The following is a 25,576-nucleotide window of genomic DNA, read 5'->3' on the forward strand; positions in this document are numbered from 1 at the left end:
GGATATGGCAAACAGCAAGCGCCCCCCTCTCAGCGACGAAGAGACCGAAAGTCTGGTGCAACTGGCCAACGGCAACGCCCTGTCCAGGCAGCGCCGCCGTGACCGCGAGGCCGCCCGGCGGCGCCAGCAGCGCCGTCTCGGACGCGACGAATAGCACGCCTCAGTCGAACAGTACGCTGTCCCGCTCGCTGTCAGCGGCGCTGACCACGAACCCCTGACGCACGCCGACGGCAACCTCGCTACCCTCCTCTAGCTCCTGGGCGCTATCGGTACGCACACGCACCAGGCAATCGCCGACCCGCACGTGATACTCCCAGGCGTCGCCGAGGTAGGCGCGGATCTTGATCGTGCCGCGGGCAAGTCCCGGTTGGGCAGCATCGTGCGATGCCGTCAGCTGCACGTGCTCGGGCCGCACGGCGAGGCTCGCGGGCCCCCGCTCGGGGGTATCGAGGTTGACCTCAAGCGTGGCAGTGGCCTCCCCCGCATCGCCCCAGCGAATCGCTACCGTATCACCTTCGCGGTTCAACACGTCGCAGGGCAGGTAGGAGACGGTGCCGATGAAGTCGAGCACGAAGCGGGTCGCCGGCCGGGTATAGACCTCGGTGGGCGTACCGATCTGATGCAGCACCCCGGCCGACATCACGCCAATACGGTCGGACATCGCCAGCGCTTCGTCCTGGTCGTGGGTCACGTAGAGAATCGGCAGGCCGGTATCGCGCTGGACCTGCTTGAGCTCGGCGCGCATCGACTCGCGCAGCTTGGCGTCGAGGTTGGAGAGCGGTTCGTCTAGCAGCAGCAGGCTAGGCTCGATGGCCAGCGCCCGTCCCAGCGCCACGCGCTGCTGCTGGCCGCCGGAGAGCTGGCTCGGCATGCGGGCACCAAGCTCGCCCATGCCGAGCATATCCAGCACCCGCTGGACGCGAGCCTTTATCGCGTCGCGCGGCAGACCGCGGACCTTGAGCGGGTAGCCAATATTTTCGTAAATGTTCATGTGCGGCCACACCGCATAGCTCTGGAAGACCATGCCGATGGGCCGCTTGTTGGGCGGCAGGTCGCGCCGTGTGGCTGCATCGAACACGGTACGGCCGGCCATCTGGATGGCGCCCTGCTGGGCACTCTCGAGCCCCGCCACGCTGCGCAGGGTGGTGGTCTTGCCGCAGCCGCTGGGCCCGATCAGCGAGAAGAACTCGTTGGCGTCGATGGACAGCGAGACGTTGTCCACCGCGGTGACCTGACCGTAGCGCTTGGTCAGGCCGTCGAGGGTCAGAATGGCAGTCATGCGTCAGGTTTCCCCGCGCGTCGCTCGCGGCGCCGCGCTTCGAGTTTGGTAAGCCACTGGGTAAATAGGTAGAGCAGCAGAATCACCGGCAGGGTCAGCACCGCCAGCGCCGCGGCGCGCCCGGTGAAGCCGGAATCCTGCATCAGGAAGATCCATACGCCGATGGTCTCCGCGCCGGTGGTCCAGATCAGCACCGAGACAGTCAGTTCGTTGAATGCCGAGATAAAGATCAGCACCCACCCGGCCAGCATCCCCGGGCGCAGCAGCGGCAGGGTGATGTCACGAATGGTGCGCAACCGGCTGGCGCCGGAGGTCCAGGCCGCCTCTTCCAGCGAATCGTGGATCTGCTGCAGGGTGCTGCGCGTGCTCTGCAGGCCGAAGGCCATGTAGCGCATGATGTAGCCCGCCAGCAGGATCCACAGCGTGCCGTAGAGCGTGGGGCCGAAGGCCGGGTTGCTCCAGGCCAGGATCATCGACACGCCGATCACCGAGCCCGGCAGCGCAAAGGGCACCGTGGCGATGCCGTCGAGCAGGCCGGCGCCGCGCTGGCGCGCCTTGACGTTGAGGTAGGCGATCATCGCCGAGACGATGACGATGATGGTCGCCGCCGCCGGCGCCAGGATCAGGCTGTTGACGATGCCGCGCCGCGCGCCGCTCTGATTGAGCACCGCAATGTAGTGGCGCAGGGTGAAGTTCTCGGCGCTGAGGTCGGCGCCCCAGAAGCGCAGCAGCGAGGTGAGCACCAGCGCGAACACCGGCATCAGCACGATTACCACCAGCGTCAGATAGAGCACCATTAGCACCCAGGGACGCGCCCGCCCCAGGCGAATGACGTTGGGCGTCACCGATTTGCCGGAGATCACTGCATACTGACCGCGACTCCCCTCCAGGCGCCGGAAGGCCACCAGGCAGACGATGGCGACCAGCACCAGCAGCACCGACATGGCCGTGGCCAGCGGCATGTTGGGAATGGTCAGCGCCTCGTAGATGCGCGTGGTCAGCACGTAGAACTGGGCGCGCATGCCCAGCACTGCGGGAATGCCGAAATTGTCGATGGACGACACGAAGGCCAGCAGCGCCCCGCCGAGGATCGCCGGGCGCACCAGCGGCAGGGTGATGTCCTTCATGATGCGCAGCGGCCCCACCCCCGAGGTGCGCGCCGCCTCCTCCAGGCTGCTGTCCATGCGCGCCAGCGCCCCGGCCACGGTGATGAACACGAACGGGTAGTTGGTCACCGCCAGAACAAAGATGATGCCGCCCGGCGAATAGATGTTCCACGGCGGCGGTGCGCCGAACAGCTCGCGCCACCACTGCGTAAACAGCCCCACCGGGCCGGCCAGCTGCACCCAGCCGATCGCCGAGAACAGCGGCGGAATCGCGAACGGCAGTACCAGCAGCACGCTGAGCAGCGCCTTGTGGGGCACATCGGTACGCTGCACCACGAAGGCCGCCAGGGTGCCGATCACCACCGCAAGGCCGGTGGCCGCGACCGAGACCCACAGCGTGTTCCACAGCGCCATGTAGTTGGAGGGGCGCAAAAACACCGCCGAGTAGTTAGCCAGTGACCACTCGCCGTCGACCATCAGGCTGCGCCAGAACACCTGGTAAAGGGGATAGACGATGGTGATGCCGACGAACAACACCAGCAGCATCAGCATCACCCGGCGATAGTCCAACCACCAGCGCAGCAGCGCCAGCGACTCGCTCACCTCATGCGGCGGGGTAACACGTTGCGACATGCACGAACACCATGACGCGGCGCCCGCTGAGGCGCCGCGCTGCGTGGAGGGGTGAAAGCGTCAATCAATACAGCTCGGAGAAGCGCTCGCGTAGCTCATCACCGTTCTCGGCCATCCAGTCGTAGTCGATCTCCAGCGCGACGATCTGGTCGGCAGTGGGCAGCCCCTCGGGCGGGTCGACGTCGGTGCGCACCGGCATGAAGAACTTGTCGACCAGTACCTGCTGGCCCTCCTCGGAAAGAATGAAGTCGAGGAAGGCGCGTGCTGCGACATCGTTTTCCGACTCGGCGGTCACCGCCAGCGGGCTGGGCAGCGCCAGCACGCCATCTTCGGGGAAGCTGAAGGCCACCGGCGCGCCCTCGGCGGCCTGACCGGCCATGATGTAGTCGATACCCTTGATCACCGCGAATTCGCCGCTGACCACGCCGCGGGTGACGTCACCGGTGCCGCGCACCACCTGCATGCCGGCCTCGCGGGCACGCTCGTACCACTCGAAGCCGAGCTCATCGTTCTGGGTGAAGGCGCCCAGCATATTGAAGTTGGTCCCGCTGTGCAGCGGGCTAGCCGAGGCCGCCTGGGGCCCCCACTCGAGGAACTCTTCCCAGGTGCGCGGCACCTCGTCTTCGCTGACCATATTGGTGTTGTAGCCGATGCCCATATGGTGGACGCGGCCGGCGAAGAACATATCGTCCTCGTCGCGCAGGTCCTCGGGGATGGCATGCTTGTGCTCGCTGTCGTGGGCAGCCAGCCAGCCCTGCTCCTTGAGATTGAGGAACAGCGCCGGGTTGGCGGCCCAGATCACGTCGGCGCGCAGCCGGCCGGCCTCGATCTCGGAGAAGATCCGCTGCTCGAGCTCCACGCTGCCGGAGTAGAGCAGGTCAATCTCGATCTCCGGGTGGCGCTCCTCGAAGGCCTCGATGATCGGTTCGACCACATCCAGCTGCATCGATGAGTAGAAGGTCACGGTGCCGGACGGCTCGGCCCAGGCGGTAGATGTGATGCCAGCGGCCAGTGCCGTGACAGCGGCAAGCGAGGTCAAGGTCTTCATGGAGGCGCTCCCGTATGCTTACGTATGTTGTTGTTTTACCCTAGAGGCCATAAATGACGGCTAGGTGACGAAGCAATGACGTTGTTGCCACAGCAGCATAGTCACACTTTTTGTAAGCCACCATGTTCCGCCTTGAACTCAACTTGCCCCCAGGTTACGCAGCATGAAATTCGCCACTCTCGGCCCCGCCGGCAACAACCACGAACTGGTGCTCGAGCGCTACCTCAAGCGCCGCGCCATTCAGGACGCAGCAATAGAGCTGCATGAAGACTTCGATAGCGCCTTTGCGGCGCTGTTGGATGGTGGGGTCGACTTTCTGCTGCAGTGCACCGCCCACCCCAGCCACGCCGAGTGGGTAGGCCGCAGCATGCATCGCGCCTTCCCGGTGGACAGCTTTATCGCACCGAGCAAGCCGCTGGCGATCCTCGCCCGTAGCGACGTAGCGCGCCCCCGGCAACTCGGCCTGCAGCCGGCCACCCGCTACTACGCCGACCTCTCCGACTACGCCGAGCTGGTCGAGGAGCCGACCACCGTCAGCGTCGCCGAGGGGCTGCTGGCGGGGCGCCTCGAGGCGGGCATCTGCGCCCTCGAATACCTCGAGCGCCACCCCGAACGGCTGCGCCTGGTGACCGATCTTGGCCCGGCGCTGGATACCTGGGTGGTGTTTGGCCGCCGGCCACTGGACGGCGACCTGATCCACTGCGCCCCGGTGCCGGCTAGATAGCGAAGATCACCACCGCCCCGGCCACGATCAGTGCCAGCCGCAGCCACCACGCCTTGCGCGCGATCACTCCGAACGAGATGCCGGTGAGGCCCACGGCAATCTTCAGCGCATCGACCAGCGCGCCGACGGGGTTGCTGTCGAGACGGATGATGTCGGGATTGCTGATCATCGCCAGCGGGATGATATACAGCCCGATGCCCAGCGCCATGGCCTTGAGCGCCACCTTGAGCCAGTTTTCGCCGACCATGCCCGCGGCGATGAACACCCCGCCGCACACCGGCGGCGTAATCGTCGAGAGCAGCGCGAACCAGAACACGAACAGGTGCGCCAGCAGCGGCTCCAGGCCCAGCGACGTCAAGGCCGGACCGGCCACCGAGACGCAGATCACATAGGCCGCGGTGGTCGGTACCTCCATGCCCAGGATCAAGCAGGCCAGCGCGGTGAGCAGCAGCGCCGGCCACAGCATGTCATTGGAGAGCGACAGGATCCCCGAGGTGATCTTGACCCCCAGCCCGGTCAGCGACAGCACGCCGATCACCAGCGAGGCGCAGATGATGATCGCGCCGATCACCGCCACCTGGCGCCCGGCAGTCACCGCCGCGTCGGCCAGGCGGGTCAAGAAACCGCGCAGCGAGAAGCTCAGCGTGACGTCAAAGAATAGCAGTGCCATGCCGGCGAAGATCGCGATGCTCGCCGCATACTGCGGGGTATAGCCGCCCAGGAAGATGCGCTCCAGCAGCAGCACGAACGGCACTGCGAAGAACAGCGAGGTGATCAGCACCTCCTTGGGGCTGGGCCGCTCGCTTTCCGCCACCGGCTTGAGGTCGTGGCGGGTGGCGTAGGCGTTGATACCCACCCACACCGTGACGAAGTAGAGAATCGCCGGCAGCAGCGCCGCGGCCATGATCTGGGTGTAGGGGGTGCCGGTCAGCTCGACCATCACAAAGGCGCCGGCGCCCATCAGCGGCGGCATGATCTGCCCGCCCGACGAGGCTACCGCCTCCACCGAGCCGGCCAGCGCCCGCGGGTAGCCCAGCCGCACCATGGAGGGAATGGTGATCGCCCCGGTGGAGGCCACGTTGGCCGAGGCCGAGCCGGAGATCGAGCCCATCAGCGCCGAGGAGATCACCGAGACCTTGGCCGCGCCGCCGGTCAGGCGGCCGGCGAAGGCACTGGCCAGATTCATGAAGCCCTGGCCCGCCTCACCGGCGTTGAGCACCGCGCCGAAGATCACGAAGATCGCCACCACCCCGACGCTGACCCCGGTCAGCGAGCCCCACAGCCCGCTCTCGGCGATGGTCAGGGTGCCCACGTAGCTGGCCATGGGCATGCCCGGGTGGCCGAACACCCCGGGCAGGTACTGCCCAAGGGCACCGTAGGCCAGTGCGGCGAGCGCCACCAGCGGCAGCGGCCAGCCGATGGCGCGCCGCGCCGCCTCCAGGGCCAGGAAGATCAGGAACACCCCGATGAGCATCTGCAGCTGGGTGTCGATAAAGCCGTACTGGTTGGCCAAGGCCCGTTCGTTGAGCGCGATATAGGCGCAGGCAGCAATACCCAAGCCGGTCAGCAACCAGCCGCTGATGCGCTGCCAGGGGGTGCTGGCCATGAAGATCAGCACCCAGGGCAGCGCCAGCGCCATATGCAGCGGCCGGCTGACCAGCGCCGGGGTCAGCCCGTAGAAGATCAGGCCGAGATGGAATACCACCGTGGCCGCGCCCAGCGCCACCCAGGCGGGATGCAGGGGTCGCCCGTCATCGGCATCAGAAGTGAGTAGTAGCGACATCAGGAGAGTTCTGTCAGAAAGTAGCGGCCGCCGCGGCCACCCCGGGGGGTAGCTGCGGCGCATGGATGGGAGGAATCAGCGTCAGAGATTTATTCGCGCAGTGAGTCGGGGACCTCGATATCGGCCTCGTCATAGTAGCGCAGCGCCCCCGGGTGCAGGGTACCGGCGATATTGCCCACCATGTCCGGCTCGATGCTGCCCCACCAGCCCGACTCTTCTTCCATCGCCTCGCGACGCTCCCAGAAGGTCTTGGTCAGTTGGTAGGCGGTCTCGTCATCCATGTTGCTGGTGGTGTAGGCGATTACCGGCAGCGAGGTGGTTTCGACGTCTGCATCGACGCCGGAGTAGGTGCCGGCGGGAATGGTCTGACGGGTCGAACCGGTCTGCTCGATCTCCTCATCACTCATCGACACCAGGCTGATCGACATACTCGCCGCGGTCTCGATCACGTTGGGCGTGGGGAAGGAGCTGGCGGTAACGAAGGCATCCACCTGGCCGTTCTGCAGCGCATCCGGCCCGCTGCCGATGGCAGCATCAGCCACCTCGACCCTGTCCAGCAGATCGAACATCTCCAGGTAACGCTCCGCCTCACGGGCGCCGAAGGTGCCCCGGCCGATCAAAATATGCTTGCCTTCCAGGTCCTGCATGGAGATCACGCCCTCATCGCCAGCGGCCACGAAGTGCATGGTGATGGCGGGGATCGGAAACAACCCGCGGATCTCCTGGAAGCGCGGGCTCTGGCGCTCGGCAAAGGGCCCCTCACCGGCCAATGCCTGCTCTACCAGCCCCGGCGGCGTAGTGAACACATAGTTGCCCTGGCGCGCCATCACCTCCATGACGTTCTGTACCGAGCCCTGGCTCTCTTCCAGGGTCAGCACGATCTCATCGTCGGTGCCGCGACGGATCGCCTCGGACAGCTCGACGCCCATCTGGTAGTAGGCAGTACCGGCCGAGGCCGACTTGTAGGTGACGCGGGTCTCGGCCTGGGCCTGGAAAGCCAGGGTGGTCATGGCGACCGCCGCGGCGGAGGCCAGCAGCGTGGGTGAGAAGTGGCGCATCGAAATCTCCCTAGGGGCGCGTCCAGCGGCAGCGCCCTCAATTCATTGATTATCGACGGTGCGCGGCGGCACCGCTTCGTTATTAGGCAACTACGTAATAGACCATCTCAGTTGCCGCGAGACAACTGCCACCACGCTACCAGGGCAGCGGCTCACCGTTGCTGTGCCAGAAACCGCCGCTGGTGGCGAGTGTCAGCGCCTCGATACGTGCGGCAATGCCAGCCGCCGCCTCATCCGGCGAGATCAGGCCGCCGAAGTTGACCATGCGCGTCTGCACATAACCGGGATGAAGCTGAGCCACGGCGATACCGCGGGGGGCGAGATCCACTGCCAGCGACTTGCCGAAGGCGTTGAGCGCCGCCTTCGAGGCACGGTAACCGTAGCGACCGCCGGAATCATTGTCGGCGATGGAGCCCATGCGACTGGTGATATTGGCCACCTTGCTGCCCTCCCCCAGGCACGTCAGCAGCGCCTCGGTGACACGCAGCGGCGCATAGGCGTTGACCTCCATCTGCTCGCGGATCGAGTCGAAGTCGATCTTGCCGAGCTGCTCGTCGCGCAGCAGGCCAGCGTTGTTGATCAGTAGGTCGAGCCGTGTGCCATGAAGCGCCTCTGCCAAGCCCGCCACATCGGCATCATTGGTTACATCGATACCTTCGATGACCCGTTCGGCGACGTCGGCGAGCTCAGCCGACGCCGACCGGCACACCCCGATCACCTGCCAGCCCTCGCGATGATAGTGCTGAGCCAGCGCCAGACCGACGCCGCGATTGGCGCCGGTGATCAATACCGTGGACGTCATCTCGCCTCCTGACATGGTTAGGGTTCAAACCAAGCCGGGAGGCAAGCGGATGAGGAAGCAAGGGGCTGCTACCCCTCCCACCGCATCTTCTCGCGCCTTGCGACTTCCGCCTGAGTTGGTGGGTCCATGCTGAAGTCGCCTGTTGCCACCTGACCCTCGCGCACATACTTCGCGATCACAATCCCGTTGGGCGATACGCGATGAGCCGCGAGCCGGTAAGCCGCGGCACTCGCAGCGTCGTCAAACAGCCGCTTGCCGTGGCCAAGCACCAGCGGAAAGGTGAAGGTATTGATCTCATCGACGAGGTCGCTGGCAAGCAGCGTCTTGACCAACCCAGAGCTGCCTTGCGTGAGTAGCGCTGGCCCCTCCTCCTGCTTCAGCCTGGCGACATCGGACGCCGCATCGCTCAAGGCCACCGAGCCCTCCCAGTTCAACGTCAGGCCCTTGCGAGTCGCCACGTACTTGTTGATCGAGTTGAAGGTTCTGGCGATAGCATCATCGGGTCCCTGCTCGACGTACGGCCAGTGCGCGGCGAAGATCTCATAGGTCTTGCGTCCCAGAAGCAGGTCGAACGGCTGGCTGAAGAGCTTATCGATCTCCTCGCCGAATACCTCGTCCGCCAGCGGTACGATCCAGCCACCGTAGCGGAATCCGCCGGTCGGGTCCTCCTGGGGCCCACCGGGGGCTTGCATCACGCCGTCGAGCGACAGCATGGCACCAACGATCACCTTGCGCATAAGTTCATCCCTCTGAGTTGCTGTTAGCAATCAGTACTCGAACGAGAGCTCACCGAATCGACAGCCTTGGGCGCTTCGGGTGAAGGCAGTTCAGCAGCCCCGCCTGAATGGCGGCGATCGATGAAGAGGGTGTTGCCTGAGCGACGTTTTGCCTGGGCCTTGAGCTCCGAGAGCTCGGCGGACAGTTGCGGCGGCGCCACCACTTCTCCTGCCGCCACTGGTCGGGCGGCCAGCGACAGGCTGACGAGTGGATGAAAGACCGTCTGCCCCTGGCGATTCTCACCTAACAAGCCGCCGGCGGCACGATGCTCAGGACGATAGAACTCGGGCACCAGGGCTGCAAAATCGGTTAGGATCCTCTCGCACGTTGCGCGCCAATCGTCGCCACTCAGCAGCAGCATGAAATCGTCGCCGCCGACATGGCCGAGAAAGTCATCGGCGCCGCTCAGGCGTGACAGTAGTAGTCGCGACAGCGCCAGGATCATGCGATCCCCCTCAGCGTAACCATAGCCATCATTGTAGGCCTTGAAGTTGTCCAGATCGGCAAACACCGCCACCAGCGAACGCCCCTGTCGCAGCCGCACGGTCAGGGTCTCCTGGATCAGGATATTCCCCGGAAGTCCGGTAAGCGGATTGGCGTTACGCGCCTGACGCACCTGGATGGAGGTGATCTCTCTGAGCAGGTCGACGATATTACCCATGCCCAGATAACAACCCTCTACATCGACGAACACGAAGTCCTCCTGCTGCAGGCCACGAGCATCGGTGATGCGCTGGCTCAGCGCTTCCAGTGGCGTTCCCTCGGGGACGCAGAGCAGCTGGCGGTCGGCAATCTTGGCGACGCAACTACGCGCATGCAGCGCATGGCTATAGGGGTTGGTGAACAGCGTCAGGAACTCGTGGCGGCGCACCACTGCTACCGGCATGCCTGCCTCCACCACCGGCACGCAGCGCAGCGTCGGTTGTGCCCGGAAGCGCTCGGCGAGTGCCAAGACCGGTAACTCCGGCGATACCGGCGCTACCGCTTTGATGATGGCACTGGCACTGCGACGTGGCGTTTGCAGTGACAAGCCGTGGCTAGGCAGTAGATGGGATACTTGGCGTGGCGGTTCGGCGCTGGGCCTAGCAAAATAGTACCCTTGCAGCAGTGCCAGGCTGCGGTCCAGCTCCCATAGGCAGCGATGCTCCTCAGCGGTTTCGATACCCTCGACGATCAATTGACAGCCAAGGTTGCGGGCCACATCCAACAGTGAGCGCAGGAACTCGCGTTTGTCCTGGGAGGTGTCGATACCGCTGACGAAATGGCGATCCAGCTTGACCATGTCGGGGCGCAGCTCGGCCCAGTGACGCAAGCTGGAGTGCCCCGCTCCCAAATCATCCAGGGCAACCAGAAACCCCATTTCCCGATAGTGGGCCATGGCGTGGCGCATCGCCTGGTAGTCGACGATAGGCAGGTGCTCAGTAAGCTCGATTACCACCCGCTCCGGCGACAACCCGGCCCGTTCGAGAATGGCCAGTGTCAGCCCCTCGCGAAAATCACGGTCCAGCAGCGTCGTAGGCATGACGTTCAGGAACAGCTTGCCCTCGAGCCCCAGTGCCACGAAACGCTGTATGGCCAGGCGTCGGCAGAGCAGATCCAGCTCCACCAGGCTGCCGGCCTGCATGGCGGTCTCGAAGAGCCGTTTAGGGGAGTGCAGCGGAGAGTGCTGAGGGCCACGAATCAGTGCCTCATAGCCATGAATGATGCGTTGCTCCATGTCTACGATCGGTTGGAAATAAGGCGTCAGCTGTTCATCAGCGATGATTATTTCCAGTAGATGGTGCTCGCTCAGTGTCATGACCACACTCGTCATCAATGAAAGCTTCAGAGAGTGCGGCAGATCAATGGCAATCGCATGACAGAGGCGTGGAAAGCCGGGATCACGCCATTACACCTCGCCCGCTCACTCACCCACTTCTTGACCACGCCACCACTCGGCATACGAGCTGTTGCGCGGGTGCTTGCCGGTCTCGTCCGTGGCGCCGTCGTCCCACCACACCGGGCCACGCTCGCCGAGGGCGATCTTCGCCGCATCCACCGCCTGGCGAGCTTCGCGCAGGGCATCGTCGTCCTCGGCCTGCTTGGCGTGCTTGACCGCACGGCGGGCCTGCATCAGCGCCTTGACCCGCGCCCGCCGGGTGGCATCGTCGAGGCGCGGATCGGTCTTGCGCCACAGCTTTTCCTTGGCAACGAAGTAGCGGCCATCCGGCGTCTCGGGGTAGTCGGCGCGGCGCTTGCTCATAGCGTTGCCAATACCTCGGCGGTGGTGCGCACCGTGCAGAACTCACCGTGCAGGCTCGCCAGGTTGACGTCGTGCATCTGCTCGGCGCTGTAGTGGGTGCCATCCGGTCCGGTGCGCTCGAAGGTGGCAGTGGCATCGCCAACCAGCGTCACGGAAAAGCCCAGGTTGCCGGCCATGCGAGTGGAGGTGGAGACGCAGTGGTCGGTGGTAAGGCCAACGATCACCAGTTCATCGAGGCCACGTTCGCGCAGATAGGCCTCGAGGGTGGTGCCGATAAAGGCACTGTTGACCGATTTGCAGAACTCCGGCTCGCCGTCGCGGGGCTGGGCCTCGGGCTTGTAGGCATTGCCGGGGGCCTCAGCGCGCAGTGGCGAGCCCGCCTCCAGCGAGCAGTGGCGCACGTGCATTACGGGGCGCTCGGCATTGCGCCACGCCCCCAGCAGCGCGGCGATATTAGCCTCCGCCTCGGGATTGTTGCGTGCGCCGTAAGCGGCATCGTCGAGACCCTGCTGTACATCGATAACCAGTAGTGCGGGCGCTTGCATTGATACCTCCTTGGCAATGTTGTGGTCGCCGCTTGCCTGACAAACCGCGCGTTACCCGGCACCATGATAGGCCACTCATCGCGCTGGAGGTGCCTTTAATGCATGTCGACGATGCCATTCTATCGCGACGCTCGGTACGTCGTTTCCTGCCCACACCGGTACCAAGGGAAACACTGCAGCATTTGCTGCGCGTGGCCAGCCAGGCCCCCAGCGGTAGCAATACCCAGCCGTGGCAGGTGCATGTGGTCAGTGGCACGCCGCTGGCGGCACTGAGTCGCGCGCTACAGGGCGCCTTCGACAACGAGCCGGAGCAGCATCAGGCCGAGTACGTTTACTACCCGCGCGAGTGGTTCGAGCCCTATATCGGTCGGCGCCGGCGCTGTGGCTATGGCCTCTATGCAACGCTCGGCATCCAGCGCGAGGAGCGCGACAAGCGCCAGGCCCAGGCGCGGCGCAACTACGCCTTCTTCGATGCCCCAGTGGCGATGATCCTGACCCTCGACCGGCGCCTGGATACCGGTAGCTTCATGGACTGCGGCATGTTCCTGCAGAGCCTGATGCTGGCCGCTCGTGGCCAGGGCCTGCACAGCTGCGCCCAGGCCGCCATCGCGCCCTACCACCGGGTGATTCGCGAGCAGCTTAGCCTCGATGACAGCGAACTGGTGCTGTGTGCGCTGGCCCTTGGCCATGCCGATCCCGCGGCGCCGGAAAACAGCTTCGTGCCCGAGCGTGATGCGCCCGAGGGCTTTGCACGCTTCTACGGCGACTGACCGCGTAGCTTAGCGAGTCACGATCACGGCAGCCGCAATCGTCACCGCGAACAGGATAACGCCGGCCAGGTTGCCAGCGTAGCGCACGTATTGGTGTAGCATCTTGGCTCTCCTTCATACGATGGCGAAACGGTCGGAGATGATCCGGGTAACCGGCACCCCGAGTTCGATCAGGGCACCCTCGGCGGCATTCATCATCGGTTCCGGCCCGCAGATAAAGTACTCGCGCTGGTCGTCGTCCTCGGGCAGACAGCGCTCCAGCAGTGCCTTGTCGATATAGCCGGTCTCACCCTGCCAGCCTTCGGGTGGGTCGCTGAGCACATGGATTACCTTGAGCGGCAGCTCGGCCTCGAGTTCGGCGAGCTCATCGCGATACGTCACTTCGTCCCAGCTGGGGTTGGCGTAGATCAGCCATAGCGGCAGGCTCACGCCCTGGTCGCGGAAGGTGCGCAGGATGCTCATGATCGGCGTGACGCCGATGCCGCCGGCCATCAGCACTGCCCCGGAGGCGCTACGCACATCGGGGATGAAGGCGCCGTAGGGTCCTTCGATAAAGGCACGGGTACCTGGCGTTATCTCCGGCAGGGTGGCGGTAAAGTCACCGAGGTTCTTGGCGGTGAAGGCGATCCGCCCCGGCCGACAGGCGCTCGTCACCAGCGAGAAGGGATGCTGCTGCAGCGAGAACGGCGAATCGCCGAGGGTGATCCAGAAGAACTGCCCGGCGTTGAAGTCGAGGCGATGCTCGCCCACCGCCTCCAGGGTCAGGGTGGTGGCATCGCCTAGCGCCGGCTGATTGTCGACCACCTGCCAGGGCTGCTTGCGCAGGCGCCAGGGCCGGAGCAGCCGGCTATCGGCCAGCAAGTAAACCGGCACCAATAGCGCGGCGATGAGCAGCCCAGCGGTAAGCCAGCCGGCGGTGTAGTGGCTGGCCATCAGCGCATGGCCGAGCCCGCCAACCACCACGAACAGCGCCAGGCCACCATGCAGCAGCCGCCACCACTCGTAGGAGAGCCCCAGTTGCACCCGCCACAGCGAGCTGACGATCAGCACCACGCTGGCCCCCAGCAGGCCGATCAGCGCCAGTGCGCGCAGGGTGTCCTCGCGGGGGTCGAGAAACTCGAGATAGCTGGGGTCGGCGACGAATATCAGCAGCGGGTGCAACACCACCAGCCACAGTGCCAGGAGCCCGGTCTGGCGGTGAAACTGCAGGATGTTGTCGAAGCCGATACTCTCGGCAAACCAGCGATGGCGCCCGGAAATGACGACCTGCATGCCGAACACACCTAACGCCAATAGGCCGAACATCACACCAATGGCGCCGAGCAGACCGCGGGGTTCTTCGGGGACGGAGAGCAGCGCGATGCCGAGCGGCAGCAGCGACAATAGCAGATACAGGCTGCCCCATAGCAGCCCACGGCGAGTGATGGGTCTCATCGGTCCTCCTTGGCTCGCATCCATGCTTGCCAAGCCAGTGTGGCCGAAGCACAGGTTATATCCAAGTCGAGCCAGCGCCTGCTAGGCTGTTGCCTCGCCACTTGCTCACTGCCATTAAGGAGGATGTCATGAGCCAAGACGCACCCCAGCAGGATCACACCCATCTGTTCGACGATGCCCGCTCGCGCCTTGAGGAGGTGTTCGAGGCGCTGGAGATTGCGCGGGACGCCCGCGAGCGCCTGATGCAGCCGGCGCTGTCGCTGCAGATCAGCGTACCGGTACGCATGGACGATGGCAGCCTCAAGGTGTTTCCCGGCTGGCGGGTGCAGTACGACACCAGCCTTGGCCCGGCCAAGGGCGGCATTCGCTTTCACCCTGCAGTCGACCAGCTCGAGGTCACCACCCTGAGTTTCTGGATGGCGGTGAAGTGCGCAGTGGTCAACCTGCCCTTCGGCGGCGGCAAGGGCGGCGTACAGGTCGACCCCAAGCAGCTCTCGCGGCTCGAGCTAGAGCGCCTGGCGCGCGGGTATATTCGCGGCATTGCCGACGTGATGGGTCCCAACCGCGATATTCCGGCGCCGGACGTCAACACCAACGCCACGGTCATGGGCTGGATGTCGGATGAGTATGATCACCTGGTGCGCGGTCAGACCCCGGCGGCCATCACCGGCAAGCCGCTGACCCTGGGGGGCTCCTTCGGCCGGGTGGCGGCCACCGGCCGCGGCGCGCTCAAGGTGCTGGACATCTGGGCCAAGCGTGAGGGGCGCAAGCCGCAGGACACCACGGTAGCGATACAGGGCTTTGGCAATGCCGCCTACCATTTTGCCAGCCTGGCCCACGCCCAGGGCTACAAGATCGTCGCGGTGTCGGACTCCGGCGGCGCCATCTACTCCGAGGAGGGGTTGGAGCCCGATCCGATCAAGGAGGAGAAGACCCGCCATCAGCAGCTCAAGGGCATGGTCTACTGCGACGACTCTGTGTGCCACGCCAAGGGGGTCGAATCGATCGACCAGGACGAACTGCTGGCACTCGACGTCGACGTGCTGGCCCTGGCGGCACTGGAGAACCAGATCCACGAGGACAATGTCGACGATATACGCGCCGGGCTGATACTCGAGATCGCCAATGGCCCAGTGACCTCAGCCGCAGACGAGGCCCTCGAGATCCGCGGCATCCCGGTACTGCCTGACGTGCTGGCCAACACCGGCGGGGTGATCGTCAGCTACTACGAGTGGGTACAGAACCGTAGCGGCGACCGCTGGACGGAGGAGACCATCAACCAGCGCCTGGATGCGGTGCTTGAACGTGAAGCGGCCACGGTGCTCGACCGCGCCGAAGCGGAGGAGATCTCCTACCGCAAGGCGGCCTATCGGCAGGGCATCGAGCGAATCGCCGAGGCGATCCGCGAACGCGGCAACAACCAGGACGGTGAGTAATGGCGCCGCGGGGGCCTAGTGGCTCCCGCGGCGCAGCGGTCTAGTCGCGGTCGACGCTGCTGGCGCTGTCGCTGCCCTGGCGGATGTAGACCTCGAGTTCGCGGCCGCTCTCATCGTCGCCCTCGATTTCGATCATGCCCTGCTTGTCGATCTGGATCTCCTCGAACTCGACCATGCCTTCGCTGGCGGCGATGTCGAAGACGCTACGCACATCCTCTTCGCTCATGCCCCAGGCACCGTTGACACGCCGCTCGCGCTCCTCCTGCAAGGTCTCGCCATCGCTAAGCGAAAAGCGCACGTCGACATACCACTCGTCGTCGATCCAGCCTTCGATCTCGACGCTATCGCCGCCCTTGGCCTCGATCTCTTCAAAGTGAGTAATACCGTAGTCGTCCGCCGCGGCGAGGATCTCGTCGAGGCGATCCATCGCCAGCCGGTCGGCGTGAGCGACACCCGCCGCCATCAGCAGTGCGGTGACCGGGACGCCTACTAGCGCTTTCAATGGGCTCATGACATTTCCTCCTTGGATTAGACGCAATATCGCGGACTGCAAATCCGTTTTAGCACGCCAATACTTGCCGTAAGCTGACAAGCGCGTTCATCTTGCATTCATCTGCAGACTGGCACCCTTGATGCCATGATCATCCACCGACTCTCGCTTGCCGGCCAGCGCATGGTTTGCGCAGCGCTCCTCGCCCTGGCGCTGGGGGGAGCGCCGTCGACCCCAGCCGACACCCACCAGCCGCTGCACGGCGAGGTTCGCCGCGGCGAGCTGGTACCACTGGAGCAAATTCTCGACTGGCTCGAGGCGCACTATCTGGGCGAGGTACTGGAGGTCGAGCTGGAGCGCGACGATGGTGCGGTGCTCTATGAGATCAAGATGATCGGCCCCCAGGGGCAGATCGTGGAATTCGAGTTCGATGCCCACAGCGGCCAACTGATGGCCATGGAAGGGGTAAACATCAACGCCATGCAGCGAGAGGGGCAATGAAGCTACTGCTGGTAGAGGACGACCAGGCGCTGGCCAGTGCGCTGAGCCAGGCACTGCGCGAGGCCGAGTGGGTGGTGGAGCACGCCGCCAGCGGCAAGGAAGCCGACTTCCTGCTGCGTACCGAGGCCTATGATGCGGTGATTCTCGACCTGGGGCTGCCCGATGGCGACGGTACCCGCTGGCTCAGTGAATGGCGCGAGGCCGCTATTGACCTGCCTGTGCTGATCCTCACTGCCCGCGAGCGCTGGGCCGACAAGGCCGCCGGTTTCTCGGCCGGTGCCGACGACTACGTCACCAAGCCATTCGAGACAGCCGAAGTGCTGTTTCGCCTGCGCGCCCTGGTTCGCCGCAGCCATGGCCATGCCCACCCGGTGTTGAAGGTCGGCGAGCTGGCCTACGACACCCACACCCATCATGTGACCCTGGCCGGGCGGCCGATCTCCCTTACCGCCCAGGAGTGTCGCCTGCTGGGCTACCTGATGCACGCCGCGCCGCGGGTGGTCAGCCGCAGCGAGCTCGCCGAGCACGTCTACGACCGCGACCATGAGCCGGACTCCAACGTCATCGATGTGCAGGTCAGCCGGCTACGCCGCAAGCTCGGCGCAACCCGTATCGTCACACTGCGCGGCCAGGGCTATCGACTGGTCGACGAGGCGGCGCCTTGAGACCGCTGGCACGAGCGTCGATCGCCACCCGGTTGCTGCTCGCCTCGCTGTTGCTGATCCTGATCGCGCTGCCCGTCGCGGGGATGGGGCTTGCCTACCATTTTCGCCACAGCGTCACCGAGGCCTTCGACGAGCGTCTCGACGCGCTGCTCAAGGTGGTGCTGGCCAGCGTCGAATACGATCCCATCGAACGCACACTGAAGTTCGACAGCTCCCTCGGCGATCCGCGCTTCGAGCAGGTGTTTTCCGGCTGGTATTGGCAGATCAGCGATGACCACAGCCAGGTGATCACCTCGCGTTCACTGTGGGACCAGCGGCTGCCGGTAACCAACCAGCGTCAGACCAGCGTGCGCGATGAGAGCGGTCCTCGCGACAGCCGCCTACGGATCATCGAGCGTGATATCCGCCTAGCCGGACTCGACGCGCCGCTACACGTCAGCGTGGCACTGGAGCGTAGCGAGCTGGATGCCGAAATTCGCCGCTTCCAGCAACTGCTGACAGTGGCACTGCTGGGCTTGGGCATGCTGCTGCTGTTGGCATTGGCAGCACAGATCCGCTGGGGGCTGGCACCGCTACGGCGCATGCGCAGCAACCTGCAGCAGGTCGAAGCAGGCCGCGCCGAGCGTCTCGATACGGCACTTCCCGCTGAGCTATCCCAGTTGGCCGGCGCCATGAACGGTGTGCTCGACCGCGACCGACGGTTGATCGAGCGCAGTCGCCATACCGCCGGTAACCTTGCCCATGCGCTGAAGACCCCGCTCAGCGTGATGCGGCTCAAGGTAGCAGGACTGCCCGAGGCGACCAGCGCACCGCTATTGGTCGAGTTGAGTCGCATCGACGCCGCCGTGCGTCATCACCTGGCGCGGGCCTCTGCCGCCGGTGACAGCGGCTGGCTGGGCACGGTCAATGTCGCCCACACCCTGGCGCCGCTGCTCGAGGGGCTGACCCGCCTGGCCGAACGCCGCGGCCTGCTGCTCGAAAGTGACATCCCTGCCTCGTTGGCACTGCCGATGGAGGCCCAGGACCTTCAAGAGCTGGTCGGCAACCTGCTCGATAACGCCCTGCGCTGGGCCGAACGGCGCGTCGTCCTGCGTATCGAAAGGCACGCCGACCAGTCTCGCCTGCAGGTGACCGACGATGGCCCCGGGATGAGTGCCGAACAGCGCAGCGAAGCGCTGACGCGCGGTAGTCGGCTCGACGAACAGCGCTCCGGCTCAGGGCTGGGCCTGTCCATCGTCGCCGACCTGGTGGCGCTGTATGGCGGCCAACTGACCCTGGAGCAGGCCCCTCCCCATGGACTCAGGGTCTCGGTAACGCTGCCCGCAGGGCCACATGGCGTGGGGGGGCCACAATGAATATGGCCATACTCCCCGACGTCCTGGCAGGGCCCCTGCTACGACGCCTAGCCCCCCAGCGCCTGCTGCTGTGGCTGGTGGGCACTCGCCCGCTCTCGTTGGAACTGGTGCTGGAGTCAAACGAAATGCACCCCGCCCAGCGACATGCGCTCGATAACAGTTGCCGAGTCCTACCCGTTGGCCGCAGCTGCTATCTGCACCTGATCGACCTGTCACTCGCCACGCCCCTGCCAACAGGGGTGCGTATCGACTACGACCTGCGCGTTGCTAGTCGAACAGGTCACTGGCAAGCCCTGCCCGAGTGGGCACCTCATCTGCGCCATGAGGACGCGACACTACCTGGCTTCGTGATTGCCGAGCGGCCCCATAGCGTGATGCACGGCTCCTGCCGCAAGCCGCATCACCCTGGGCGCGATGGGCTGGCATGTGCCGATGCCTGGCTGGCCAAGCACTACTCGGCCCCAGATGCCTGGCCTGCCTGGCTGCTGATGACAGGCGACCAGGTCTACGCAGATGATGTAGCGGGTCCGATGCTCGCCGCGATTCATGCCTTGATCGACCGACTCGGCCTGTTCGACGAGATCCTGGAGGGCGCCACGGTCGATGACAGCCAAGCGCTGTATGCCGCCCGCGACGGTTACTACCATCGTGAGGCACTACTGCCGGACGTGACCAGTAATGCAGCGTTGCGCGAGCGCTTTTTCGGGGGTGTGAAAAAGCCCGTCTTCACGTCTGCCAACGCTCATAACCACCTGATCGGTTTCGCCGAAGTGATGGCAATGTATCTGTTGGTGTGGTCGCCGGTGCCCTGGAAACTAATCGCACCGAGGCGCCCATCATTGGATGACGACGACCGTGATCACTTTCAGCGTGAACGGGCCATTATCGATGATTTCGCTGCCGACCTTCCCGCCGCGGCACGCCTGATGGCGCATCTACCAACGCTGATGATATTCGATGACCATGATATTACCGACGACTGGAACCTCACCGCCGACTGGGAGACCTGCGCCTACGGGCATCCCTTTTCGCGGCGCATCATCGGCAACGCGCTGATCGCTTACCTGCTGTGCCAGGCTTGGGGCAATGATCCCGATCGTGTGGCAATTCCCGTTGAGGCGGTGGGCCGCTGGCTCGATCAGGCCAGTGGGACCGGCTGGCTGGCGCCGTCTGAGCAGGATTCGATCATCGACCAGTTGCTGGCCTTCGAGGGCTGGGAGTTCCACGTCGAGGGGACGCCACGCCTCGTGGTCCTGGATACGCGCACACGGCGTTGGCGTAGCGAGCGAAGCCCCTTGCGACCGTCCGGGCTGATGGACTGGGAAGCACTGACCGAGTTCCAGCAGCAGCTGCTCGATGCGCCTTGTGCGATCATCGTATCCCCCGCTCCCATATTCGGCGTAAAGCTGATCGAGAGCGTGCAACGGCTTTTTACGCTGGTAGGCAAGCCACTCATGGTCGATGCCGAAAACTGGATGGCACATCCTGGTGCCGCCAACGTATTGCTCAACATCTTCCGGCACTCGCGTACGCCGGGCAACTATGTGGTGCTCTCGGGGGATGTTCACTACTCCTTCACCTATGATGTCGTGGTGCGCCATCGCGATGCCGGCCCACACCTATGGCAGATCACCTCCAGCGGTATCAAGAATGCCTTCCCGGCGACTCTGCTCGACTGGTTCGATCGCCTCAACCGTTGGTTGTTCGCGCCCTGGTCGCCACTAAACTGGTTCACCAAGCGCCGCCCGCTGACCATCTATCCCCGCACTCCCGACCGTGCCAGCGCTGGTGAACGACTCTGGAACGGCAGCGGTATCGGCCTGGTGCGACTCGACGATACGGGCCGCCCAATAGAGATTCGCCAGCTCGACGCGCGCGGTTTCGAGGTATTGTTCCCAGCCCCCGAGGCGCTATCCGCTCACTCGAAGACGATGCGCGGTAGATAGAAGCTCACCACCCAATTGGGCGCATCGACGATCTCGCTGATACGCAGGTCGCCACACACCGAGCACAGCATGTAGGCCTGCTCGGCGGGCAGGTTGCGCGTCTTGACCAGCCACTCGATGGCGCCCTCCAGCGCCTGGCGCGCACCGCTCATCAAGTCGGGGCCGATCCCGGTGAAGACCTCGTAGCCGGCGCCATCGAGATGTCGCGTCACCGGCCCGGGGGTCGAGAAGCGCGGCATGGCCAGCGGCGTATCCTTGATCAGCTCGAGGGTGACGCTGACGTCCATGGCGCTCTCGATGGCGGTGCCGCAAACCTCGCCGTCGCCCTGGGCGGCGTGGGTATCGCCGATCGAGAACAGCGCGCCCTCCACTTCCACCGGCAGATAGAGCACGCTGCCGGCACCCAGGTCGCGGATATCCAGGTTACCGCCGACCCGCCGCGGCGGCACGATGGAGTGGTTGCCAGGGTCAGCCGGGGCCAGCCCGATGGTGCCGGCAAACGGCTTGAGCGGTATCCGCGCATGCTGGCCGAAGACCGCCGGGCTAAGGGCATGGCGGTCGTAGTCCCATAGCGTCAGCGCCGGCTCGGGGAACTGGTCGGCGAGCAAACCGAAGCCGGGAATATTGGCGGTCCAGCCAAAGCCCGACGGCGTAAAGTCGTTGAGGGTGATCTTGAGCACGTCACCTGGCGCTGCGCCGTCGACGTGGATCGGCCCGGTCACCGGGTTGATGCGCTCGAAGGGCATGCTGGTCACCGCCTCGACCCCGGCGTCGCGGGTGAAGTGACCGCCCGCGGCATCGTGGCAGACCACATTCAGGGTAGTGCCCGGCGCCACCCGCTCTACCGCGGCGATGCTGTTGTCCCAGCCGTGGTGGCAGTGGTGGCCGTGAATGGTCTTGATCGGTAGCGCCTGGCTCATGCGGGCTCCTCCACTCTCATCAGGGTACGGGCAATCCGCAGCAGTCGCTGGTCCTGCCAGCGGTCGGCCACCAGCTGTACGCCCACCGGCATACCCGCCGTGCCGTGGCTGAGCGGCAGGTTGAGACACGGCACGCCTAGCAGCGTCCAGGCGCGGCAATAGAGCGGATCGCCGGTGACCTCGATGCCTTCTGGCGCCACCCCGGCGGCGCTGGCGGCGAGGATCACGTCGACCTGCTCATCGAACACGCGGCTCAGCGCCTGCTGCATAGCGTTGGTGGCACGCCTCGCCTCGAGGTAGCGGGCGTGGCTGATGGTCCTGCCCTCCTCAAGCAACTCGACCAGCTTGGGGCCCATCTGCTCGGCGAAGCGCGCGTACTCGCTGGCCAGGGTCTGGGCGGCCTCGTAGGCCATCACCACTTTCTGGTGCTCGATCAGCGCCTCATAGCGCGCATCGAGCTCCAGCGGCACCAGTTCAGCGCCAGCCCGCTCGAGCAATCCCTGGGCATGGCTCAGCGCCTGCTCGACATCGTCATCCGGCGCGACATCGCCCGGCAGGCTGCGCACGCCGACCCGCACCCCGGCGAGACTCTCCAGCGGTGTGATCCACGGCGCACGGGTCAGTGCCGAGTAGGTGGTGCAGATATCCTCGATATGCCGTGCGAACCAGCCCAAGGTATCCAGCGACGGCGCAAAGGACTTGACCCCCGCGGCGCTCACGCTGTCGAAGGTCGGCTTGAACCCGAACACCCCGCAGAAGCTGGCCGGGCGGATCATGCTGCCGGCGGTCTGGGTACCGAAGGCCAGCGGCACCATGCCATCCGCCACCGCCGCCGCCGAGCCGCTCGACGACCCGCCCGGGGTGCGAGTGAGATCGCGGGGGTTGTGGGTCTTGCCGGGCGTGAAGTAGGCGAACTCGGTGGAGACCGTCTTGCCCATGATCAGCGCGCCCTGCTCCTTGAGCAGCGTGACCAGGGCGGCATCGATCAGCGATGAGCGGGCCTCCAGATAACCGCGGGTGCCCCAACGAGTGGGAAAATCGACGGTGTCGATCAGATCCTTGAGCCCCACGGGCACCCCGTAGAGCGGCTGCTCGGCCAACCGCTCATCCAGCGCCGGCGGCCTGTCGGCCAGGGCCTCCCAGGCCTGCACCTCGGATTCGCGCTGGTCGATGCGCAAGGTGCAGGCATGCCACCAGTCGAGTGGCTTGGCGCGGCCCTCGGCCAGAGCGACCTGGTAGTCGTCGATAGTCATGTCTTTATTCACGAGGCGTCTCTCCTTGGGTGCAAGGGCCGGATAGCCCGCTCAGAGGATCAGGGTCAGGCCGACCAACAGCATCAACAGCGCAAACAGACGCTTCAGAAGCCGCGGCGGCAAGTGATGCGCGAGCCGTACGCCGAGCCTGGCACAAGGCACGCTGAATAGCGCAATACCGGCGAACGCCGGCCAGTAGAGATACCCTGTCGCGTATGTCGGCAGGCTAGCCTGGCCTTGGCCGGTGAGCATGAAGGTCGCCGCCCCCACCGCGGCAATCGGCAGGCCACAGGCCGCCGAGGTGCCGATGGCACGCGCCAGGCTGGCGCCGTTGCGTGCCAGCCAGGGAACGCTGAGCACCCCGCCGCCAACGCCGAACAGCGCCGAAAAGGTACCGATCAGGGTACTCACGGTGAACATCACCGGTAGGCCCGCAGCCCGTCGGCCAGCCTTGGGTGGTCCCGATAACAGCATGCGCAGTGCCAGCAGCAGCATGAATACGCCGAAGTAGCGCTCCAGCAGTTCGGCGCGCAGCTGGTCGGCAATCAGGCCTCCCAGTACCGCTCCGAGTACCAGGCCGGGCAGCATGCGCTTGAGCAGGTCGACCAACACTGCGCCCTTTCGCCAGTGCCCAAGCGCCGAGGAGGCACCGGTCACGGTGATGATCGCTAGCGAGGTACCGATGGCCAGATGAATCACTACAGAGGGGTCGACGCCCTGCTGATTGAGAGCGACGATCAGCGCCGGCACGATCACCACACCCCCACCAATACCGAACAACCCGGCGATCATGCCGGCGAAGGCGCCCACCAGGCAGAAGAACAGCAGCGCTGTCAGCATCCAGGCTCGCTCCAGAACAGTGATGGGTGTGCCTAATAGAATTCCATTCGAGGATACACGGTATTTCCCTCTGAGATGACGTGCGGGCCTGGCTGGCGTAGGCTTTGACCTCCTTCGTCCATCACCAGGAGCCACCATGAGCGACCGCCAGGCGCGCCATCAGACGTCGATGCAAAAACTCAAGAACCACGTCGATGACAAGGTGGCCCAGGCCACCGAGCAGCGCGGCCAGCTGCTGGTGTTCACCGGTAACGGCAAGGGCAAGACCACCGCTGCCTGGGGCACGGTGACCCGCGCGCTGGGCTATGGCTACAAGGTCGGCGTGGTGCAGTTCATCAAGGGGCTATGGGAGTGCGGCGAACGCCAGCGGCTGGAGGAGGATGCCAACCTCGAGGTGGCGATCATGGCCACCGGCTTCACCTGGGAGACCCAGAACCGCGAGCTGGATACCCAGGCATGCCAGGTGGTGTGGCGGGATGCGGAGCGCATGCTGGCCGACCCACAGGTGTATCTGGTGGTACTCGACGAGATCACCTATATGCTCAAGTTCGGCTACCTCGATATCGCCAGCGTTCGCGCGGCGCTGGAGAATCGCCCGCGGGAGCAGACGGTGATCGTCACCGGACGCAATGCGCATCGCGAGCTGCTAGCGATGGCCGATACCATCACCGAAATGCAGGAGACCCGGCACGCCTTCAATAGTGGGCTGCAGGCGCGCCGCGGCATCGACTACTGATCAATCGCGGAAGTTATCGTACTGCAGCGCCAGATCGGGTCCCTGCTCGCCCTTGAGCAGGGCGATGACCTGCTGAAGGTCATCGCGCTTCTTGCCGGTCACGCGCACCTTGTCGCCCTGGATCTGGGTCTGGACCTTGAGCTTGCTGTCCTTGATCTGTTTGATGATCGCCTTGCTGTCGGCCTGTTCGAGCCCCTGCTTGAGCTTGACGTCCTGGCGAGCCTTGACGCCGGACAGTACCGGGTCCTGCTCCTCCATGCAGCGCGCATCAATGCCACGGGCGATCAGCTTGTTGCGCAGCACGTCGAGCATCTGCTTGAGCTGGAAGTCGACATCGGCCTGCAGCGAGACCACTTCGCCGTTGAGCTCGAAGCTGGCGTCCACGCCCTTGAAGTCGAAGCGCGTCTGGATCTCGCGGTTGGCCTGGTCGACGGCGTTGCTGGCTTCGTGCTTGTCGAACTCGGAGACGATATCGAAAGAGGGCATTGGCGTGGGCTCCTTGGAAAACTGGCGACGATTCTATGCCAGGCCCGCGAGCATTGCACCCGCTGCCCAGTGCCTAGCGCAGATAGCCACACGGCTCGAGACGGATCGGCCGGCTCTACTCTACCCCGCCTCGCGTGCCTCGCTCTCGAGGCGCTTCTGCATCTGCCAGGCGGCGCAGCCGTCGACGTAGTAGTCGTCGAGCCAGCGCACCAGCTGAAAGCCGGCGCGGCGGTAGAGCCCTAGGGCGACGCGGTTGTCGGCGCGTACTTCCAAGGTTATGGCCGCCAGTTCGCGGTGGCGCGCCTCGGCCACCAGCGCATCGAGCAGGCGCCGCCCCAGGCCGCCGCCGCGGGCCTCGGGGCGTACGCAGAACGAATAGAGCCGCGCCTGGCGGCTGTTGCGCCGCAGCAGCAGGGTGCCGTAGCCGAGCAGCGCGCCGGTGTCGGCTACCGCCAGCAGGGTCACCGCGTTGGCGCCCTTGAGCAGGTGGGCCAGCTGACGTCGGCTGAAGCGGTCGCCGTCGAAGCAGTCGTGCTCCAGCTGGCAGAGGGCGTCGAGATCGGAGGGGTGCGCCGGGCGCAGTTGCGTGGTCATGGTCGCGTATCGTGGCGTTTGCGCGGATTGTCGCTGTACTGCCAACGCATGTCAGCGTCTGGCAAGATGAAATTATTTCACCATGATGCGCTATTGTTCCTGCGCCACCTTGGTCGCATGCTAGCGCCGAATCTCCCCTGCCCCGGAGCCCAT

Annotated in this window: 26 protein-coding genes; 9 read left to right on the top strand and 17 right to left on the bottom strand. The window is 65.0% G+C overall.

All coding sequences use genetic code 11. The features are described 5' to 3' along the window. The first annotated feature begins 4 nt into the window (after positions 1-4). Entirely contained in the window at positions 5-154 is a 150-nt protein-coding gene (locus QC821_RS02600) for a hypothetical protein (protein ID WP_309716573.1), read from the top strand. 6 nt (positions 155-160) lie between these two features. Here the strand turns inward: QC821_RS02600 and QC821_RS02605 are convergent, their stop codons facing one another. The 3 genes from QC821_RS02605 to QC821_RS02615 form a co-directional block, all read right to left on the bottom strand. After that, complete coding sequence (locus QC821_RS02605) at positions 161-1,279, bottom strand: ABC transporter ATP-binding protein (RefSeq protein WP_309716575.1); 1,119 nt, start codon at positions 1,277-1,279, stop codon at positions 161-163. Further along, positions 1,276-3,018: an ABC transporter permease gene (locus QC821_RS02610; protein ID WP_309716578.1), complete on the bottom strand. Its 1,743-nt coding sequence runs from the start codon at positions 3,016-3,018 to the stop codon at positions 1,276-1,278. The genes QC821_RS02605 and QC821_RS02610 overlap by 4 nt, the downstream gene beginning before the upstream one ends. A 64-nt stretch (positions 3,019-3,082) precedes the next feature. Next, entirely contained in the window at positions 3,083-4,066 is a 984-nt protein-coding gene (locus QC821_RS02615; RefSeq protein ID WP_309716581.1) for an extracellular solute-binding protein, read from the bottom strand. 163 nt (positions 4,067-4,229) lie between these two features. Between QC821_RS02615 and QC821_RS02620 the strand changes: the two genes are divergently transcribed. After that, a complete protein-coding gene (locus QC821_RS02620; protein ID WP_309716583.1) occupies positions 4,230-4,790 on the top strand; it encodes a hypothetical protein in 561 nt (186 codons plus the stop codon). Here the strand turns inward: QC821_RS02620 and QC821_RS02625 are convergent. The 7 genes from QC821_RS02625 to QC821_RS02655 all read right to left on the bottom strand — a co-directional run bounded on the left by QC821_RS02625 (position 4,783) and on the right by QC821_RS02655 (position 11,997). Further along, positions 4,783-6,573 carry a TRAP transporter permease gene (locus QC821_RS02625; RefSeq protein WP_309716586.1) on the bottom strand — a complete coding sequence of 597 codons (1,791 nt, stop codon included), beginning with the start codon at positions 6,571-6,573 and terminating at the stop codon, positions 4,783-4,785. The genes QC821_RS02620 and QC821_RS02625 overlap by 8 nt on opposite strands. Before the next feature lie 89 nt (positions 6,574-6,662). Then, positions 6,663-7,631, bottom strand: a complete 969-nt coding sequence (locus QC821_RS02630) for a TAXI family TRAP transporter solute-binding subunit (RefSeq protein ID WP_309716589.1) — start codon at positions 7,629-7,631, stop codon at positions 6,663-6,665. A gap of 136 nt (positions 7,632-7,767) precedes the next feature. Then, on the bottom strand, positions 7,768-8,433 hold the full coding sequence (locus QC821_RS02635; protein ID WP_309716592.1) for an SDR family oxidoreductase: 666 nt from the start codon (positions 8,431-8,433) through the stop codon (positions 7,768-7,770). 68 nt (positions 8,434-8,501) lie between these two features. Next, positions 8,502-9,170 carry a dihydrofolate reductase family protein gene (locus tag QC821_RS02640; RefSeq protein WP_309716594.1) on the bottom strand — a complete coding sequence of 223 codons (669 nt, stop codon included), beginning with the start codon at positions 9,168-9,170 and terminating at the stop codon, positions 8,502-8,504. 23 nt (positions 9,171-9,193) lie between these two features. Continuing rightward, on the bottom strand, positions 9,194-11,008 hold the full coding sequence (locus QC821_RS02645; protein ID WP_309716596.1) for a GGDEF domain-containing protein: 1,815 nt from the start codon (positions 11,006-11,008) through the stop codon (positions 9,194-9,196). A 105-nt stretch (positions 11,009-11,113) separates the two neighbouring features. After that, positions 11,114-11,452 carry a hypothetical protein gene (locus QC821_RS02650; RefSeq protein ID WP_309716598.1) on the bottom strand — a complete coding sequence of 113 codons (339 nt, stop codon included), beginning with the start codon at positions 11,450-11,452 and terminating at the stop codon, positions 11,114-11,116. After that, positions 11,449-11,997 (bottom strand): cysteine hydrolase family protein, encoded by a 549-nt coding sequence (locus tag QC821_RS02655; RefSeq protein ID WP_309716600.1) that lies wholly within the window; start codon positions 11,995-11,997, stop codon positions 11,449-11,451. Before QC821_RS02655 ends, QC821_RS02650 begins: the two co-directional genes overlap by 4 nt. Before the next feature lie 98 nt (positions 11,998-12,095). On the opposite strand from QC821_RS02655, the gene QC821_RS02660 reads away from it, so the two are divergent. Then, the gene (locus QC821_RS02660; protein WP_309716603.1) at positions 12,096-12,767 is read left to right on the top strand and encodes a nitroreductase; all 672 of its coding nucleotides are present in this window, start codon (positions 12,096-12,098) and stop codon (positions 12,765-12,767) included. A 114-nt stretch (positions 12,768-12,881) separates the two neighbouring features. Here QC821_RS02660 and QC821_RS02665 read toward each other — a convergent pair whose 3' ends face one another. After that, entirely contained in the window at positions 12,882-14,201 is a 1,320-nt protein-coding gene (locus QC821_RS02665) for a ferredoxin reductase family protein (RefSeq protein WP_309716606.1), read from the bottom strand. A 128-nt stretch (positions 14,202-14,329) separates the two neighbouring features. Between QC821_RS02665 and QC821_RS02670 the strand changes: the two genes are divergently transcribed. Next, positions 14,330-15,637 carry a Glu/Leu/Phe/Val family dehydrogenase gene (locus QC821_RS02670; RefSeq protein WP_309716608.1) on the top strand — a complete coding sequence of 436 codons (1,308 nt, stop codon included), beginning with the start codon at positions 14,330-14,332 and terminating at the stop codon, positions 15,635-15,637. Between the two features lie 40 nt (positions 15,638-15,677). On the opposite strand, the gene QC821_RS02675 is transcribed toward QC821_RS02670, so the two are convergent. Further along, on the bottom strand, positions 15,678-16,148 hold the full coding sequence (locus tag QC821_RS02675; protein WP_309716611.1) for a PepSY domain-containing protein: 471 nt from the start codon (positions 16,146-16,148) through the stop codon (positions 15,678-15,680). A gap of 126 nt (positions 16,149-16,274) precedes the next feature. On the opposite strand from QC821_RS02675, the gene QC821_RS02680 reads away from it, so the two are divergent. From QC821_RS02680 to QC821_RS02695, 4 genes are read left to right on the top strand one after another with little or no spacing between them, the layout of a single operon-like run. Continuing rightward, positions 16,275-16,628: a PepSY domain-containing protein gene (locus QC821_RS02680; protein ID WP_309716613.1), complete on the top strand. Its 354-nt coding sequence runs from the start codon at positions 16,275-16,277 to the stop codon at positions 16,626-16,628. Continuing rightward, positions 16,625-17,293 (top strand): response regulator transcription factor, encoded by a 669-nt coding sequence (locus QC821_RS02685; protein WP_309716615.1) that lies wholly within the window; start codon positions 16,625-16,627, stop codon positions 17,291-17,293. The genes QC821_RS02680 and QC821_RS02685 overlap by 4 nt, the downstream gene beginning before the upstream one ends. Beyond that, positions 17,290-18,648, top strand: coding sequence for a sensor histidine kinase (locus QC821_RS02690; RefSeq protein ID WP_309716618.1), 1,359 nt, complete (start codon positions 17,290-17,292; stop codon positions 18,646-18,648). Before QC821_RS02685 ends, QC821_RS02690 begins: the two co-directional genes overlap by 4 nt. After that, entirely contained in the window at positions 18,645-20,594 is a 1,950-nt protein-coding gene (locus QC821_RS02695) for a metallophosphoesterase family protein (protein ID WP_309716621.1), read from the top strand. The genes QC821_RS02690 and QC821_RS02695 overlap by 4 nt, the downstream gene beginning before the upstream one ends. Here the strand turns inward: QC821_RS02695 and QC821_RS02700 are convergent. From QC821_RS02700 to QC821_RS02710, 3 genes are read right to left on the bottom strand one after another with little or no spacing between them, the layout of a single operon-like run. Further along, positions 20,567-21,514 (bottom strand): acetamidase/formamidase family protein, encoded by a 948-nt coding sequence (locus QC821_RS02700; protein ID WP_309716626.1) that lies wholly within the window; start codon positions 21,512-21,514, stop codon positions 20,567-20,569. The two genes, QC821_RS02695 and QC821_RS02700, sit on opposite strands and share 28 nt — an antisense overlap. Beyond that, positions 21,511-22,779, bottom strand: coding sequence for an amidase (locus QC821_RS02705; protein WP_309716628.1), 1,269 nt, complete (start codon positions 22,777-22,779; stop codon positions 21,511-21,513). Before QC821_RS02705 ends, QC821_RS02700 begins: the two co-directional genes overlap by 4 nt. Positions 22,780-22,818: 39 nt before the next feature. After that, on the bottom strand, positions 22,819-23,607 hold the full coding sequence (locus tag QC821_RS02710) for a sulfite exporter TauE/SafE family protein (RefSeq protein WP_309716630.1): 789 nt from the start codon (positions 23,605-23,607) through the stop codon (positions 22,819-22,821). Positions 23,608-23,743: 136 nt separating this feature from the next. Between QC821_RS02710 and cobO the strand changes: the two genes are divergently transcribed. Next, complete coding sequence (gene cobO / locus QC821_RS02715) at positions 23,744-24,343, top strand: cob(I)yrinic acid a,c-diamide adenosyltransferase (RefSeq protein WP_309716633.1); 600 nt, start codon at positions 23,744-23,746, stop codon at positions 24,341-24,343. Here cobO and QC821_RS02720 read toward each other — a convergent pair whose 3' ends face one another. Both QC821_RS02720 and QC821_RS02725 read right to left on the bottom strand, forming a co-directional pair. Next, positions 24,344-24,829: a YajQ family cyclic di-GMP-binding protein gene (locus QC821_RS02720; protein WP_309716636.1), complete on the bottom strand. Its 486-nt coding sequence runs from the start codon at positions 24,827-24,829 to the stop codon at positions 24,344-24,346. It lies immediately after the preceding gene. 120 nt (positions 24,830-24,949) lie between these two features. Further along, positions 24,950-25,423, bottom strand: coding sequence for a GNAT family N-acetyltransferase (locus QC821_RS02725; RefSeq protein ID WP_309716638.1), 474 nt, complete (start codon positions 25,421-25,423; stop codon positions 24,950-24,952). Between the last annotated feature and the right edge of the window lie 153 nt (positions 25,424-25,576).

This window comes from Franzmannia qiaohouensis (assembly GCF_031451695.1).
Taxonomy (GTDB): domain Bacteria; phylum Pseudomonadota; class Gammaproteobacteria; order Pseudomonadales; family Halomonadaceae; genus Franzmannia; species Franzmannia qiaohouensis.